The sequence below is a fragment of the Modestobacter sp. SSW1-42 genome, from assembly GCF_046635825.1.
In the GTDB taxonomy this organism is placed as follows: domain Bacteria; phylum Actinomycetota; class Actinomycetes; order Mycobacteriales; family Geodermatophilaceae; genus Modestobacter.
In genome coordinates, this window is record NZ_JBISCA010000002.1 from 664567 (window position 1) to 680723 (window position 16157).

11 protein-coding genes are annotated in these 16157 nt (G+C 73.6%); 7 read left to right on the forward strand and 4 right to left on the reverse strand.

Annotated elements, in window-relative coordinates:
* Positions 1–164: 164 nt before the first annotated feature.
* From ACGBYP_RS08480 to ACGBYP_RS08495, 4 genes are all read left to right on the forward strand, one after another.
* A complete protein-coding gene (locus tag ACGBYP_RS08480; RefSeq protein WP_411582954.1) occupies positions 165–941 on the forward strand; it encodes a response regulator transcription factor in 777 nt (258 codons plus the stop codon).
* A 77-nt stretch (positions 942–1018) separates the two neighbouring features.
* Positions 1019–2491: a sensor histidine kinase gene (locus ACGBYP_RS08485; protein ID WP_411582956.1), complete on the forward strand. Its 1473-nt coding sequence runs from the start codon at positions 1019–1021 to the stop codon at positions 2489–2491.
* Positions 2492–2628: 137 nt separating this feature from the next.
* Entirely contained in the window at positions 2629–3537 is a 909-nt protein-coding gene (gene cysD, locus ACGBYP_RS08490; protein WP_411582958.1) for a sulfate adenylyltransferase subunit CysD, read from the forward strand.
* Positions 3537–4820 carry a sulfate adenylyltransferase subunit 1 gene (locus ACGBYP_RS08495; protein ID WP_411582960.1) on the forward strand — a complete coding sequence of 428 codons (1284 nt, stop codon included), beginning with the start codon at positions 3537–3539 and terminating at the stop codon, positions 4818–4820. Before cysD ends, ACGBYP_RS08495 begins: the two co-directional genes overlap by 1 nt.
* Before the next feature lie 55 nt (positions 4821–4875).
* Here ACGBYP_RS08495 and ACGBYP_RS08500 read toward each other — a convergent pair whose 3' ends face one another.
* The 3 genes from ACGBYP_RS08500 to ACGBYP_RS08510 form a co-directional block, all read right to left on the reverse strand.
* The gene (locus ACGBYP_RS08500; RefSeq protein ID WP_411582962.1) at positions 4876–5337 is read right to left on the reverse strand and encodes a cupin domain-containing protein; all 462 of its coding nucleotides are present in this window, start codon (positions 5335–5337) and stop codon (positions 4876–4878) included.
* Positions 5334–6281, reverse strand: coding sequence for an NADP-dependent oxidoreductase (locus ACGBYP_RS08505; RefSeq protein ID WP_411582964.1), 948 nt, complete (start codon positions 6279–6281; stop codon positions 5334–5336). Before ACGBYP_RS08505 ends, ACGBYP_RS08500 begins: the two co-directional genes overlap by 4 nt.
* Positions 6282–6349: 68 nt before the next feature.
* Positions 6350–7204 carry a helix-turn-helix domain-containing protein gene (locus tag ACGBYP_RS08510; RefSeq protein ID WP_411582966.1) on the reverse strand — a complete coding sequence of 285 codons (855 nt, stop codon included), beginning with the start codon at positions 7202–7204 and terminating at the stop codon, positions 6350–6352.
* Between the two features lie 199 nt (positions 7205–7403).
* Between ACGBYP_RS08510 and ACGBYP_RS08515 the strand changes: the two genes are divergently transcribed.
* Positions 7404–9338: a discoidin domain-containing protein gene (locus ACGBYP_RS08515; RefSeq protein ID WP_411582968.1), complete on the forward strand. Its 1935-nt coding sequence runs from the start codon at positions 7404–7406 to the stop codon at positions 9336–9338.
* Between the two features lie 63 nt (positions 9339–9401).
* Here the strand turns inward: ACGBYP_RS08515 and hrpA are convergent, their stop codons facing one another.
* Entirely contained in the window at positions 9402–13370 is a 3969-nt protein-coding gene (gene hrpA, locus ACGBYP_RS08520; protein ID WP_411582970.1) for an ATP-dependent RNA helicase HrpA, read from the reverse strand.
* 180 nt (positions 13371–13550) lie between these two features.
* Between hrpA and ACGBYP_RS08525 the strand changes: the two genes are divergently transcribed.
* Both ACGBYP_RS08525 and ACGBYP_RS08530 read left to right on the forward strand, forming a co-directional pair.
* The gene (locus ACGBYP_RS08525) at positions 13551–14075 is read left to right on the forward strand and encodes a MarR family winged helix-turn-helix transcriptional regulator (RefSeq protein WP_411582971.1); all 525 of its coding nucleotides are present in this window, start codon (positions 13551–13553) and stop codon (positions 14073–14075) included.
* Entirely contained in the window at positions 14072–16069 is a 1998-nt protein-coding gene (locus tag ACGBYP_RS08530; protein WP_411582973.1) for an MDR family MFS transporter, read from the forward strand. Before ACGBYP_RS08525 ends, ACGBYP_RS08530 begins: the two co-directional genes overlap by 4 nt.
* Positions 16070–16157: the final 88 nt, after the last annotated feature.

Genomic DNA, 16157 nt, shown 5'->3' on the forward strand with positions numbered 1-16157 from the left:
TCCCCCGCCGGCTGAGTCCCCCGCCGGCTGAGTCCCCCGCCGGCTGAGTCCCCCGCCGGCTGAGTCCCCCGCCGACCGAGTCCCCCGCCGGCCGACCGGGCGCCCCCAGCGTCCTCACAGGGAACGTCCAGGCCTCGCGCAGTCCGCCGCCGCAACCTGTCACCATGACCACGACGGCGGCGCAGAGTGCAACGGGAGGCCCCGTGTCCGGCAGCAGCACCGGCTCCACGGCGTCCGGCTCGAGGCCGGAGGCCAGGCTGCTGGTGGTCGATGACGAGCCCAACATCCGTGAGCTGCTGTCGGCCAGCCTCCGCTACAACGGCTTCGAGGTGGCCACCGCCGCCGACGGCCAGCAGGCCCTCGCCGTCGCCGAACAGTTCCGCCCCGACCTGCTGGTGCTCGACGTGATGATGCCCGGGCTCGACGGCTTCGGCGTCGTCCGCCGGCTGCGGCAGAACGGCAGCTCCACGCCGGTGCTCTTCCTGACCGCGCGCGACGCCGGCGAGGACAAGGTCACCGGCCTGACGCTGGGCGGCGACGACTACGTGACCAAGCCGTTCAGCCTCGACGAGGTGCTCGCCCGCATCCGGGCGGTGCTGCGGCGTAGCCAGGGCGTGCAGAAGGCGGCCGAGTCGCCGAAGCTCACCTTCGCCGACATCGAGCTGGACGAGGAGTCGCACGAGGTCCTCAAGGCCGGGAAGCTGGTCAGCCTCTCCCCCACCGAGTTCAAGCTGCTGCGCTACCTGATGACCAACGCCGGGCGCGTGCTGTCGAAGGCGCAGATCCTCGACCACGTGTGGAACTACGACTTCAACGGCGAGGCCAACGTCGTGGAGTCCTACATCTCCTACCTGCGCCGCAAGGTCGACACCACCGAGCCGCGACTGCTGCACACCCTGCGCGGCGTGGGCTACTCCCTGCGCCTGCCCCGCGGCACGTGACGACGACGGACGTCCCGGTCTCCTCGGCGGCGGCCCCACCCCTGGCGCCCACACCGGTCCCCGAGGCACCCGTGCCGATGCCCGGGCCCCGGGTCCCGCTGCGGGTGACCCTGGTGGCGCTGCTGGTCGTCCTGGTCACCGTTGCGCTCTGTGCGACCGCGCTCGCGTCGACGTCCCTGCTGCGCGACTACCTGCTGGAGCAGCAGGACCAGCAGCTGAACAAGACCCTGGACGGGCTGCAGCAGCAGCCGAGCAGCGTGACCCGCAACTGCCTCACCCAGGCACCCCGCTTCCCCAGCACCACCTACGCGGCCTGCCTCGACCTCACCGTGGACGACGGTGTGCTGACCGTGGTGCAGGGCCCGATCGGCGACCGGGTGCTGCCCGACCTGGGCGGCGTCGACGTCGGCGCCATCGACGCCCAGACCCGGGCGCTGTTCACCGCCCGCTCCCTCGACGGCAGCACCACCTGGCGGGTCGGCGTCGTCCAGGTCACCGGCCAGTTCGCCATCGTCGTCGGGCAGGACCTCTCCGACGACCGCAACGCCATCAACCGGCTGGTGCGCACCGAGCTGGTGGTCGGGCTGATGGTGCTCGCCGCCATGGCCACCGCCGGGTACCTGCTGGTGCGCAACAGCCTCCGCCCGCTGCAGGACGTCGAGCGCACGGCGCAGGCGATCGCCGCCGGCGACCTGTCCCGCCGGGTGCCGGTCGGTGACGAGCGCACCGAGGTCGGCCGGCTGTCCAACGCCCTCAACGGCATGCTCGCCCGGATCGAGCGCTCGTTCCGGGCGCAACAGGCCTCCGAGGAGCAGGCGGTGGCCTCCGAGGCCCGGATGCGCCGCTTCGTCGCCGACGCCAGCCACGAGCTGCGCACCCCGCTGACCTCCATCCGCGGGTTCGCCGAGCTGCACCGGCAGGGCGCGGTGCGCGACCCGGCCGAGGTCCAGCGGTTAATGCAGCGGATCGAGTCCGAGGCGACCCGGATGGGCCTGCTGGTCGAGGACCTGCTGCAGCTGGCCCGCCTCGACCAGCAGCGGCCGCTGGACGTCGTCCCGGTCGACCTCGCCGAGCTGGCCGGCGACGCGGCGCACGACGCCCGCGCCGTCCAGCCCGACCGTCCCGTGGACGTGGTGCTCGACCCGTCACTGACGGAGGTGCCCGTGGTGCTGGGCGACGAGGCCCGGCTGCGGCAGGTCATCGGCAACCTGGTCACCAACGCGCTCACCCACACCCCGGCCGGGACGCCGGTGACCGTGCGGCTGTCCGAGCCCGCCGGCGACCCGGACACCGTCTGCGTGGCCGTCTCCGACGCGGGCCCCGGGATGGCGCCCGCCGACGCCGAGCGGGTGTTCGAGCGGTTCTACCGGGCCGACACCTCACGCACCCGGGCGGCCGGGGGCAGCGGGCTGGGCCTGTCGATCGTCGCCTCGCTGGTCGCCGCGCACGGCGGCCGGGTCGAGCTGACCACCGCACCGGGCGAGGGCGCGACGTTCACCGTCCGCCTGCCGCGGTCGGGACCGGCCGGCCAGGGTCCGCTGGAGGACTGAACGGTCCCACCCGGCAGCGCCGCGCAGGCCATGCCGGACACTGGTGCCGGGGAATCCGCATCACGTCGATGCGGTTGCCCCGCTGACGTGTACCGCCGCCCGGCGGTGCGTGCCGCCGTCCCCGGGAGCCCGACAGCGTGACGACCGCAGACCACCGGCTCACCCAGCTGCAGACGCTGGAGGCCGAGTCCATCCACGTGCTGCGCGAGGTGGCCGCCGAGTCCGAGCGGCCGGTGCTGCTCTTCTCCGGCGGCAAGGACTCCATCGTGATGCTGGAGCTGGCCCGCAAGGCGTTCGCCCCGGCGCGGATCCCGTTCCCGGTGATGCACGTCGACACCGGGCTGAACTTCCCCGAGGTGCTGGCGTTCCGCGACCGGCGGGTCGCCGAGCTGGGCGTGGAGCTCATCGTCGCCTCGGTGCCCGACGCGATCGCCGCCGGGACGGTGCGCCAGGAGCCCAACGGCTCGCGCAACCGGATCCAGACGCCGGTGCTGCTGGACGCCGTCGAGCGGCACGGCTTCACCGCCCTGTTCGGCGGCGCCCGGCGCGACGAGGACAAGGCCCGGGCCAAGGAGCGGGTGTTCAGCTTCCGCGACGAGTTCGGCCAGTGGGACCCGAAGAACCAACGCCCGGAGCTGTGGGACCTCTACAACGGCCGCACCCACCTCGGTGAGTCGATCCGGGTGTTCCCGCTGTCGAACTGGACCGAGCTGGACATCTGGGGCTACATCGCCCAGGAGGAGATCGCGATCCCGCCGCTGTACCTGGCGGCCGAGCGCGACGTCGTCGACCGGGCCGGGATGCTCTACGCGGTCAACGAGTTCATCACGCCCAAGGACGGCGAGCAGGTGCAGCGGCAGAGCGTCCGCTACCGCACCGTGGGGGACGCGAACCTGACCGCCGCCGTCCCGTCGGTCGCGAGCACCGTCGCCGAGGTGATCGCCGAGATCGCGGTGACCCGGCTGACCGAGCGCGGGGCCACCCGCGGCGACGACAAGGTCAGCGACGCCGCCATGGAGGACCGCAAGAAGGAGGGGTACTTCTGATGACCGCGCTCGCCCAGGCCGCCGCCGAGCTCGCCACCGCCCGCAAGGACATCCTGCGCATCGCCACCGCCGGCTCCGTCGACGACGGCAAGAGCACCCTGATCGGCCGGCTGCTCTACGACAGCAAGGCCGTCTTCGAGGACCAGTACGCGGCCATCGAGCGGGCCAGCCGCGGCGACCACGTCGACCTGTCGCTGCTCACCGACGGGCTGCGCGCCGAGCGCGAGCAGGGCATCACCATCGACGTCGCCTACCGCTACTTCAGCACCCCGCGGCGCACCTTCATCCTCGCCGACACCCCCGGGCACGTGCAGTACACCCGGAACATGGTCACCGGGGCCTCCACCGCGGACCTGGCGATCGTGCTGGTCGACGCCCGCAAGGGCATGGTCGAGCAGAGCCGTCGGCACGCCTTCCTCGCCTCGCTGCTGCGGGTGCCGCACCTGGTGGTCGCGGTCAACAAGATGGACCTGGTCGACTGGTCGGAGGAGGTGTTCGAGGGCATCCGCGACGAGTTCGCCGCCTTCGCCACCAAGCTCGAGGTGCCCGACCTGACCGTCGTCCCGATCTCGGCGCTGCTCGGCGACAACGTCGTCACCCGCTCGGCCAACACCCCCTGGTACGAGGGTGCCTCGCTGCTGCACCACCTCGAGCACGTGCACGTGGCCAGCGACCGCAACCTCGTCGACACCCGGTTCCCGGTGCAGTACGTCATCCGCCCGCAGACCGACGAGTTCCGCGACTACCGCGGCTACGCCGGCCGGGTCGGCGCCGGCGTGCTGCGCCCCGGCGACGAGGTGCAGGTGCTGCCCAGCGGCCTGACCACCACGATCGCCGGCATCGACGGGCCCGACGGCCCCCTGGACGCCGCCTTCCCGCCCATGTCGGTGACCGTGCGGCTGACCGACGACCTCGACGTCTCCCGCGGCGACATGATCTGCCGGCCGCACAACGCCCCGGCGGTCACCCAGGACCTCGACGCGATGGTCTGCTGGATGGCCGACGCGCCGCTGGTGCCCCGGATGCGCCTGGCGGTCAAGCACACCACCCGCTCGGTGCGCGCCGTGGTCAAGGACCTGCAGTACCGGCTCGACGTCAACACGCTGCACCGGGACACCGAGGCCACCGGCCTGGGGCTCAACGACATCGGCCGGGTCACCCTGCGCACCACCCAGCCGCTGTTCGTCGACGACTACCACCGCAACCGGGTGACCGGCCGGTTCATCCTCATCGACGAGGCCACCAACGCCACCGTCGGCGCGGGGATGCTCACCCCCCGCTGACGCCCGGGGTGCCGGCGTGGTCGCCGGCACCCCGTGCAGCCCCGGGACGTGACGATCAGCGGGGCGGGCCCAGCACGGTGCTGCCGTACGCGGTGGCCACCTCCGGTCGCGGTGTGACGCTGAAGCCGTCGGGTCGCGGGGTGGACCGGTCGCGTCCGGTCTCCCGGAACATCCCCTCGATGCCGGCCGGGGTGTTGATCATCAGCAGGTCGGCCTTCTCCGAGGTGATGCGGTACGAGTGCGGCACGTTCCTGGGCAGCCAGACGATGCCGCCCGCGGTCAGCTCGCTCTCCTCGTCACCGGCCCACACCAGCGCGGTGCCGCTGATCAGCAGGAACACCTCGTCCTCCCTGCTGTGCACGTGCCAGGGCGGCGCCTCACCCCTGCTCACGTCGAAGCGCCCGACCATGAGCCGGCCGTCGGTGGCTGCACCGTCGAGCAGGATGGACAAGGTGTCGCCGTGCAGCCACTCCAGCTGCTGGTGCTGCTCGGGTCGTGCGAGGTACGGGATGCTCATGGCTCGACGACGACCTTCCCGGTGACGCGACCGGCGGCGGCCTCCGCGTGCAGCGCGGGCAGCTCGGTCAGCGGGATGCGACGGGTGACCTCGAGCCGCAGGTCGCCGCTGTCCACCAGCGACGCCAGCTCGGCCAGGCGGTCCCGGTTCGGCAGCACGAACACGGTCGCCGCACTGACGCCGCGGGCCTCGTCGCCGGGGGTGGCCATGAAGGCGGTGGTGCTGACGACCCTGCCGCCGTCGCGGACCACGGCGACGAGCGCGGCGAACTGGTCCGGCTCGATGGGCGCCAGGTTGAGCAGGACGTCGACCTGCCCGTCGACCGCGCCGAGCACGTCCGTGGTGGTGTGGTCGATGACCTCGTCGGCCCCGGCCGCGCGGACCGCGTCGCTGCTGCGCGGGCTCGCGGTCGCCACGACGTGCACGCCGGCCCGCTTGGCCAGCGCGACGGCGTACTTGCCGACCACTCCCCCCGCGCCGTTGACCAGGACCCGCTGCCCGGCGGTCAGCTCACCGAGGTCGAACAGCGCCTGCCAGGCCGTCAGCGCCACCGACGGCAGACCGGCCGCGTCGGGGAGCGGGACCTTCGTGGGTGCCAGCACCAGCGCGTCGGCCGGGGCGATGACGTACTCCGCCGCGCCGCCGTCCCGCTCCATCGGCAGGAACCCGATCACCGCGTCCCCCACCTGCAGCCCACCCTCGCCGACGACCCGGCCCACGCCGTCCCCGAGCGCGTCGACCGTGCCGGAGACGTCGTAGCCGGGCACGTGCGGCAGCTGGACCGGGATGGGGAGGAACCCACCGCGCATGCCGTTGTCGGCGGCGTTGAACGCCGAGGCCGCCACCCGCACGCGCACCTCACCCGCGCCGGGAGCCGGCAGGTCGACGTCCTCGTACCGCAGGACCTCCGGACCGCCGACCTCGTGGAACCGCACTGCCTTCATCGCTGGACCTGCCTTCTCCGGGTGCCGTCGGGGGCGTTGCCCGACCAACGTCGCAGGTCCCGGCGAGATCATCCTGGGCCGGACTGGCCCACCCTCACGACCGCACGGCTCTCGGCTGCACCGACCACCTCGACCAGCCGGGCTGCGTCGCGCGAGCCCGGCGCCGCGGTCAGCATGACGGCCGCGAGGTCGTCGCCGGGGAGCGCGATCAGGTTCCCGACGAGGGTGACCGAGTCCCCGTCGGACTGGGTGAAGGTCGCGGCGCTCTCGTAGGCCGCCACCGGTCGCGGCGCCCGCCACAGCGTGTCGAACCGCCGGCTGCGGCTGCGCAGCTCGTCCACCAGGGCCGCGAGCGACGCATCGGCGGGGTAGCGCAGCAGCGCGGCCCTCAGCTGGGCCACCTGGATCGTCTCCTGCATGGCCGCGTCGGCCGGGGACTGCTGGAAGGCCTCGAACGGACTGCAGAAGATGCGCCACGCCACGTTCCAGTCCCAGCGCTCGCCGGGGAGGTCCCAGTGCTCCAGCGCCAGGAAGGCGCTGTTGACCGCGACGAGGTTCATCGCCGCGTCGGTGACGATCATCGGGGTGTCGGAGAACCGCTCCAGCAGCCGCGTCGCCCCCGGGCCGAGGTCGGTCGGCACCTGCCCGTCCGCGGCGGCGTACCCGGCCAGCGCGGACAGCCGCTCGTAGTCCGCCCGCCCGGCGCGCAGGGCCCGGGCGATCGCCCGCACCACGCCGGCCGAGGGGTGGCTGCGCCCCTGCTCGAGGCGGCGCACGTAGTCCGCGGACATCCCGGCCAGCTCACCGAGCTCCTCCCGGCGCAGCCCGGGCACCCGGCGCCGGCCCGCCGGCAGCCCGACGACGACGGGGTCCGTGCTCTCCCGCAGATGGCGCACTGCTGCGCCGAAGTCCGAACGCTCCACGGCGCGATTCTGCCGGGCCCGGACGCCCTCCGGGCCCGGCCCGGCACGCCGATCGGGACGGGGCGGCCCCTGCGGGACCACCGTCGTGTGCCGGAGCGCACGCACGTCGACATGTCGACTCACGTGCGGTCCTGGGTGAACCTGTGCGTTCCTGGGTGGTTACTGTGCGGCAGGTCACCTCCCACCCTGAAGGGACCCCATGAGACACCGTCGTCTCCACCGCTCCGCCGTCGTCCTCGGCGCCGTCGGGCTGGCCCTGACCACCGGCACCTCCCTCGCCTCGGTCGCCACCGCCGCGCCGCCGGTACCGCCGCCCGCGGCCCACGTCTGGGTCACCACCCCCGACCGCGCCGAGCTCCTGCACGACCGCGGGTACGTCGGCTTCGGCACGACCCCGAGCAGCGCGCCCACGATCACCGTCGACCCGAGCCGGACGTACCAGACCGTCGACGGCTTCGGCGCGTCCATCACCGAGTCGACCGCCGAGGTCCTCTACTCGCTGACCCCGGCCGCCCGGAACCGCGCGATGCTGGACCTCTTCCAGCCCGTCCAGGGCATCGGCATCAGCGCGCTGCGCCAGCCCATGGGCTCCTCGGACTTCACCGGCGGCGACCACCACACCTACGACGACGTCCCGGCGGGGCAGACCGACTTCGAGCTGCGGCACTTCTCCATCGAGCGCGACAAGGCACGGATCCTGCCGCTGCTGCGCCGGGCCATCGGGCTCAACCCGCACATGACCATCGTCGCCACGCCGTGGAGCGCGCCGGCGTGGATGAAGACCAACGACTCCCTCATCGGCGGCCGGCTCAAGGACGACCCGCGGATCTACGCGGCCTACGCCCAGTACTTCGTGGAGTTCGTGAAGGCCTACGCCGCCAACGGCGTGCACGTGGACTACCTGACGCTGCAGAACGAGCCCCAGAACCGCAAGCCCCTGCAGTACCCGGGCATGGACCTGCCGGTCGAGCAGGAGGCGGAGCTCGTCGCGGCCGTCGGGCCCGCGCTCAAGGCCGCCGGCCTGGACACGAAGATCCTCGGCTACGACCACAACTGGTCGACCCACCCGGACGACGTCGCGACCACCCCGGTCGGGTCGGACCCGGAGACCGACTACCCGTACCGGCTGCTCGACCACCCGGCCGCGCAGTGGCTCGCCGGCACCGCGTTCCACTGCTACTCCGGTGACCCGAGCGCGCAGACCGCGCTGCACCAGGCCCACCCGGACAAGGGCGTCTGGTTCACCGAGTGCTCCGGCTCGCACGGCGCCACCGACACCCCCGAGCAGTACTTCCGCGGCACGCTGACCTGGCACGCCCGCACGATCACCGTCGGCGTGATGCGCAACTGGGCCAGGTCGGCGATCACCTGGAACGCCGCGCTGGACCCGCGCGGCGGCCCGCACAACGGCGGCTGCGACACCTGCACCGGCCTGGTCACCGTCAACGACCACGGCACCGTCACCACCAACGCCGAGTACTACACGATCGGTCACCTGTCGAAGTTCGTGAAGCCGGGGGCGGTGCGGATCGCCAGCACCTCCTTCGGCACGACCGGCTGGAACGGGGAGATCACCGACGTCGCCTTCCGCAACCGGGACGGCTCGACGGCGCTCGTGGTGCACAACGAGAACGACGCCCCGCGCGCTTTCGCCGTCGCCGTCGGCGGCCGGACGCTGGAGTACACGCTGCCCGGCGGGGCGCTGGCCACCTTCACCTGGCCGGCCACCGGGCTGCTCGCCGACGACCGCACGCTGCTCCCGGCGGACGGCGTGACCGCCACGTCCTCCAGCGGCGACGCGACCACCGCAGTCGACGACGACGCCTCGACCCGCTGGTCCAGCGGCGCGGGCCAGACGCCCGGGCAGTTCCTGCAGATCGACCGGGGTGCCGGCGCCCGGCCGTTCGAGCAGGTCGTGCTGGACGCCGGCGCGAGCACCGGGGACTTCGCCCGTGGCTGGGCGCTGCAGGTCAGCGACGACGGCAGCACCTGGCGGCAGGTCGCCGCGGGCGTGGGCACCGGCCAGCTGACCACGATCGGCGTCCCGGCCACCGGCGCGCGGTTCGTGCGGGTGCAGCAGACCGGCTCGGCCGGCAACTGGTGGAGCGTCGCGGACGTGCGCTTCTACGCCTGAGCAGGCGCCCCGGGAGCAGGCCGGCCGCGTGCCGGCCTGCTCCCGGGGTGACGCACCCCCGGCTCAGGCCGAGACGGCGTCGATCGCCTTGTAGATGCGCTGCTCGGAGATCGGGCGGGGTGTGCCGACGGTCTGCGCGAACAACCCGACCCGCAGCTCCTCGACCATCCACCGCACCCGGGCCACCGGGTCGTCGGGCGCCCCGGTCGGGGGCACGGCGGCGCGCAGCTGCTCGTACTCCTTCGTCACCGCCTCGACGGTGGCCGTCCAGAGGGCGTCGCGGGCGGCGTTGGCCGGCAGCTTCTCCAGCCGCAGCTCCATGGCCTTGAGGTAGCGCACCAGGTCCGGCAACCGCCGACGCCCGGCCGAGGCGACGAAGCCGCGGTGCAGCAGCCCGCCCATCTGCTCCCGGAGGTCGGCGATCGCGGCGTCCGGCACCCGCCGTCCCGGTGCGGCACCGATGGCGATGGCGGTCTCCCGGGCCTGGGTGAGCACCGCCTCCACCTTGCGGACGGCGTCGGTGGTGACCGACGGCAGCTGCTCGCGGACCGACGCGACCAGCGCGGCGAACGCGGCCTCGGTGCGCGGCGGGCCCCCGGCGGCGGCGATCAGCTCGTCGGCGGCGGCGTCGACGCAGTCGGCCACCAGGTCGGGGATCTCCCCGTCGGGGTTGAACTGCAGCGCCAGCCGGCTGCGCGGGCCCAGGCCCTTGACCACCTGCTTGACCGGGGAGCCGACCACCAGCAGCACCAGCCGGCGGGTGCCGCGCCAGCCCAGCCGGCTCGCCTCCGCCTGCGTGGGCACGACCCGGACACCGACCGTCTCGCCCTCGTCGACGAGCGCGGGGAACGCGGTGACCACGTGCCCGCCGCGCTCGACCTCGACGGTGGCCGGCAGGTCGCCGAACGTCCAGGTGGTCTGCCGGCTGCGCTCGTAGGTCGAGGCCGCGCGGGCCAGGCTGGCCCGGGCCTGCGGGGCGACCTCGGCCCGCAGCGCGGCGAGGTCCTTGCCCTGCGCCAGCGGGCGCTGGGCGTCGTCCAGCACCCGGTAGGTGGCGCGCAGGTGCGCGGGCACCTCGGCCGGCCGCCAGGCGTCGGGCGGGATGACCACCGACGTGGCCCGGCGCAGCTCGCGCTCCAGCGCCGGCAGCAGCGCCTCGGTCGGGTCGATCTTCGGCAGCACCTCGCGCACCCGGTCGGGGATCGGCACCAGCCCGCGGCGCAGCTGCTTGGGCAGCGAGCGCAGCAGCTCGGTGACCAGCTCGGCGCGCTGCCCGGGCACGGTGAACGCCAGCGACTCCCCCGCGGTCCGCTGGGCCACGGTGTCCAGCACGCCCAGCGGCACGTCGACGGTGACGCCGTCCTCGGCCGCGCCGGGGGCGAAGGCGTAGGACAGCGGCAGGGTCAGGCCCTGCGTCAGCTGCACCTCGTCCGGGAAGTCCTCGAGCTGGACCTGCCCGGCCGCCGCGGCGTTGGTGAGCATCTCCGGGGTGAAGGTCAGCAGGTCCGGTGTGGCGCGCCGGGCCTCCTTCCACCAGCGGTCGAAGTGCCGGGTGGAGACGACGTCGGCCGGGATGCGCGCGTCGTAGAGCTCGAAGATCGTCTCGTCGTCGACCCGGATGTCGCGGCGGCGGGCCCGCTCCTCCAGCTCGGCGACCCGCTCGATGGCGCGGGCGTTGTCGGCGGCGAACCGGTGGTGCGTCGTCCACTCGCCGTGGACCAGGGCGTGCCGGATGAACAGCTCACGGGAGACCACCGGGTCGATCGAGCCGTACTGCACCCGGCGGCCCACCACCAGCGGCAGGCCGTAGAGGGTGACCCGCTCGGTGGCCACGACCGAGCCGCGCCTGGCGTCCCAGCGCGGCTCGCTGTACTGCCGCTTGACCAGGTGGTCGGCCAGCTTCTCGACCGTCTCGGGGTCGATCCGGGCGACGGTGCGGGCGAACAGCCGGCTGGTCTCGACCAGCTCCGCGGCGACCACCCAGCGCGGCGGCTTCTTCGCCAGCGGCGTCCCGGGGGCGAGCACGAACCGGGTGTTGCGGGTGCCCAGGTACTCGCGGCTCCCCCGCTTGTCCCCCCGAGAAGGGCCGTTGTCGCGACTTTGGCCCTTCGCGGGTTCGGCCTGCATGCCGACCTGGGACAGCAGGCCGGCCAGCAGGGACGCGGTCACGCCGCGCTCGTCGGGCGCGGGGGCCAGCTCGCCGAGGGTCATGCCCAGCCGGCGGGCGGTGCCGCGGAGCTGGCCGTGCAGGTCCTGCCACTCGCGGATGCGCAGGTAGTGGAGGAACTCCTTCTTCACGGTGCGGCGGAACTGGTTGCCCGACAGCTCCTCGGCGCGCTCCTCCAGGTAGCGCCAGAGGTTGAGCAGCCCGAGGAAGTCGGAGTTCTCGTCGGCGAAGCGCTTGTGCAGCTCGTCGGCGGCCTGCTGGTGCTCGGCCGGGCGCTCGCGGACGTCCTGCACGGTGAGCCCGGCGGCGATGACCAGCACCTCCTCCAGCACCCCGCGCCGGTCGGCCTCCACGACCATCCGGGCCAGCCGCGGGTCCAGCGGCAGCGTCGCCAGCGAGCGGCCGGTCGGGGTGAGCCCGCCCTGGGCGTCGAGGGCGTCGAGCTCCTCCAGCAGGGCGACGCCGTCGGCGATCGCGCGCCGGTCGGGCGGGTCGATGAAGGGGAACTCGGCGACGTCGCCCAGCTCGAGCGAGGCCATCTGCAGCAGCACCGAGGCCAGGTTGGTGCGCAGGATCTCGGGGTCGGTGTACTCGGGGCGGCTCTCGAAGTCGGCCTCGGTGTACAGCCGGATGGCGATGCCCTCACTGGTGCGCCCGCAGCGGCCCGAGCGCTGCCGGGCCGAGGCCTGGCTGATCGCCTCGATCGGCAGCCGCTGGACCTTGGTGCGATGGCTGTACCGGGAGATGCGCGCGGTGCCCGGGTCGACGACGTACTTGATGCCCGGCACCGTCAGCGACGTCTCGGCGACGTTGGTGGCCAGCACGATCCGCCGTCCGGTGTGCGGCTGGAAGACCTTGTGCTGGTCGGCGGCCGACAGTCGGGAGTAGAGCGGCAGCACCTCGGTGTGCGGGAACCCGCGCTCACCCAGCGCGTCGGCGGTGTCACGGATCTCCCGCTCACCGGCCAGGAAGACCAGGACGTCGCCCGGCCCCTCGGCCACCAGCTCGGCGCAGGCGTCGACGATCGCGGTGACCTGGTCGCGGTCGGGGTCGGCCTCGGGGTCGTCGGGGTCGATGACCGGGCGGTAGCGGACCTCGACCGGGTAGGTGCGCCCGCTGACCTCGACGACAGGGACGGCGGCGCCGTCCACGGAGAAGTGCTTGGCGATCCGGTCGACGTCGATGGTGGCCGAGGTGATGACCAGCTTCAGGTCGGGGCGTCGGGGCAGCAGCCGGGCGAGGTAGCCCAGCAGGAAGTCGATGTTGAGGCTCCGCTCGTGGGCCTCGTCGATGATGATCGTGTCGTACTGGCGCAGCATCCGGTCGCGCTGCACCTCGGCGAGCAGGACGCCGTCGGTCATGAGCTTGACCAGCGTGCGGTCGCCCACCTCGTCGGTGAACCGGACCTTGAAGCCGACGACGTCGCCCAGCGGGCTGCCCAGCTCCTCGGCGATCCGCTCGGCGACGGTGCGCGCGGCGATCCGGCGCGGCTGGGTGTGCCCGATCCGCCCGCGCACGCCGCGACCGAGCTCGAGCAGCACCTTGGGCAGCTGCGTGGTCTTGCCCGAGCCGGTCTCGCCGGCGATGACGACGACCTGCGAGCTGCGCAGCGCCGCGGCGATGTCGTCGCGGCGCTGACTGACCGGCAGGTCCTCGGGGTAGCTGACCGCCGGGACGGCGTCCCGGCGGCGGGCGATGCGCTGCTCGGCGGCGCCGACCTCGGTGGCGATCTGCTCGAGCTGCCGGGCACGCGCGGCGGGGTCCTTCGTGCGGCGGGTGCCGTCGAGCCGACGGCCGAGACGGTGCTCGTCGGCGAGGGTGAGTGCGGACAGCCGGGACCGGAGGTCGTCGTGCGGGGTGGTCACGGTGTGCTCGCAGTTCCTTCCATGGGCAGTGGCTCCAGGGTCTCACCCCGGCGGGTGCGGTCGCGCGCCTCACAGCGGGTCCGGCGCCGCAACGATTGCATGCACAGCGCAACGGCTTGTACCGTGCACGTGTTCCTCCCGGCGCAGTGCGGCGCCCCCGCCGACCCCCGGAGTGCCCCCGTGTCCGAGACGGCCGTGTCCGAGAACGCCTCCCCGTCCGACCCGCTGTCCCTCCCGGAGGAGCTGGTCCACCTGGTCCGGGTGATGCACCTGCTCAAGAACCAGAGCACCGGCGGCGCCGGGCCCGAGGCGCGCGAGCGCGCGGCGCACGTGCTGCTCTTCCCGCTGACCCGGCTGGGCCCGCTCCGCCAGGGAGCGCTCGCCGAGCTGGTGCACGCCGACCCCTCGACCGTCAGCCGGCACGTGACCCTGCTGGTCGAGCGCGGACTGGTCCGCCGGGTCGCCGACGCCTCCGACGGCCGGGCCAGCCGGCTGGTCGTCACCCCGGCCGGCGAGGCCGTGCTCGACCAGATGCGCCAGGAGCGCGCCGCGCTGTTCGCGCAGGTGACCGCCGACTGGGACGCCGGCGAGCTGCACACCTTCACCCGCCAGCTGCACCGCCTGGTGCGGCAGCTGAGCGACCACCTCCCCACCCTGGGCACCGCACCCGGCGGCGCCACCACCACCCCCGAGAAGGACCGATGACCCAGACCTCCGATCGCGGGACGGGGGCACAGCGCCGCGACGCCCGCGCCTCGGCCGCCGCGCCCGACGCCTCCGGGGCGTTCACCCACCGGCAGATCATGACCATCCTGGTCGGGCTGCTGCTGGGCATGTTCCTGGCCGCGCTGGACCAGACCGTGGTCTCCACGGCCATCCGCACGATCGCCGACGACCTGAACGGCTACGACCTGCAGGCCTGGGCGACCACGGCGTTCCTGATCACCTCGACGATCGCGACGCCGCTGTACGGCAAGCTCAGCGACATCTACGGCCGGCGGCCGTTCTACCTGTTCGCCATCGCCGTCTTCGTGATCGGGTCCGCGCTCTGCGGGCTGGCCGACACGATGTACCAGCTGGCGGCCTACCGCGCGGTGCAGGGGATCGGCGCCGGTGGCCTGATGTCGCTGGCGCTGGCGATCATCGCCGACATCGTCCCGCCGCGGGAGCGCTCGAAGTACCAGGGCTACTTCATGGCCGTCTTCGGCACCTCGAGCGTGCTCGGTCCGGTCATCGGCGGCTTCCTGTCCGGGCAGTCGTCGATCCTGGGCATCACCGGCTGGCGCTGGATCTTCTACGTCAACGTGCCGCTGGGCATCCTGGCGCTGGTCGTCGTCTCCAAGGTGCTCCACCTGCCGCACACCAAGCGTGAGCACCGCATCGACTGGCCCGGTGCGCTGGCGCTGATCACCTTCCTGGTGCCGCTGCTCATCGTCGCCGAGCAGGGCCGCACCTGGGGCTGGGGCTCCACCCGGGCGCTGGTCTGCTACGCCATCGGCGCGGTCGGCTTCGTCCTCTTCGTGCTCGCCGAGCGGGCCTACCGGGACGACGCCCTGCTGCCGCTGCGGATGTTCGCCAACCGCACCTTCTCGGTCAGCAGCGTCAGCAGCATCGTGCTCGGCGCCGGCATGTTCGGCGGCATCCTGCTGCTCCCGCAGTACCTGCAGATCGTGCACGGCTCCAGCCCCACCGAGGCCGGCCTGCAGATGATCCCGCTGGTCCTGGGCATCATGTCCGGCTCGGTCATCGCCGGTCAGACGATCGCGCGCACCGGCAAGTACAAGCTCTTCCCGCTGGTCGGCGTCGTCTTCATCGTCACCGCGCTGGTCTCGCTGTCACGCATCGTCGGCGCGGACACCTCGATCTGGGCGCTCGTGCCCTTCATGCTGCTGCTCGGTCTGGGCCTGGGTTTCAACTTCCAGCCGGTCATCCTCGCCGTGCAGAACGCGGTCAGCCCGCGCGAGATCGGGGTGGCGACCTCCTCGGTCACCTTCTTCCGCCAGATGGGCGGCACCCTCGGGACGGCGGTCTTCCTGTCGGTGCTCTTCACCCGCCTGCCCGGCGACATCGGCGGCGCCGTGCAGGACGCCGCGGCGGCGGACCCCGCGATCGCCCCGCAGCTGCAGCAGGCCGGCGCCGGCGGCACCGACCTGTCGAACACCTCGTTCATCCAGGAGCTGCCGGCCGAGATCGCCCTGCCCTTCAAGACCGGTTTCTCGCACTCGCTGGACGTCGTCTTCCTGCTCGCGGCGGTCGTCGTCGCGCTCGGGTTCTTCGTGCTGCTGTTCCTGCCCCAGCTGCCGCTGCGCACCCAGTCCGGCATCCAGGCCGCCCAGGGCGGCGCGGACGGCGAGCAGCCCGCCGACGGCCCCGCGCTGGCCGCCGCCAACGCGGCCGGCGCCGCGGCCCCGACCTCGGTCGAGCCGCCGGTCGACGACGCCGACCGCACCGGGGAGAGCGACATCCCGTCGGCTGCGCCCCGCGCGGCCACCGGACCGGCCGTCACCCGGGCCGCCACCGGGCCGGCGGCCGGAGGTGGGGCCACCGCAGCCCGCCACGCGGGCCGGCACGAGGCCGCCGACGGCGACGTCGACGCCCCCGAGGGCGGGAAGCACGAGGCCACCACCGCCGACCAGCCCACCGGGCTGGCCAGCGTCCCGGCCGACCACCTGCCCGAGGAGCTGCGCCCCCGCGACTGACCTCCCCGTCCACCCGACCGGCCCCTGCCGCCCGCCCCCGCGGGCGGCAGGGGCCGGTCGCGTCCGGGGGAGCGACCGCGGGCCGATC

Bases quoted from the DNA above. Each gene is read 5' to 3' on its own strand.
- ACGBYP_RS08530 (WP_411582973.1), top strand. From the start codon at position 14,072: ATGACCCAGACCTCCGATCGCGGGACGGGGGCACAGCGCCGCGACGCC.
- ACGBYP_RS08485 (WP_411582956.1), top strand. From the start codon at position 1,019: ATGCCCGGGCCCCGGGTCCCGCTGCGGGTGACCCTGGTGGCGCTGCTG.
- ACGBYP_RS08515 (WP_411582968.1), top strand. From the start codon at position 7,404: ATGAGACACCGTCGTCTCCACCGCTCCGCCGTCGTCCTCGGCGCCGTC.
- ACGBYP_RS08495 (WP_411582960.1), top strand. From the start codon at position 3,537: ATGACCGCGCTCGCCCAGGCCGCCGCCGAGCTCGCCACCGCCCGCAAG.
- ACGBYP_RS08505 (WP_411582964.1), bottom strand. From the start codon at position 6,281: ATGAAGGCAGTGCGGTTCCACGAGGTCGGCGGTCCGGAGGTCCTGCGG.
- ACGBYP_RS08480 (WP_411582954.1), top strand. From the start codon at position 165: ATGACCACGACGGCGGCGCAGAGTGCAACGGGAGGCCCCGTGTCCGGC.
- ACGBYP_RS08500 (WP_411582962.1), bottom strand. From the start codon at position 5,337: ATGAGCATCCCGTACCTCGCACGACCCGAGCAGCACCAGCAGCTGGAG.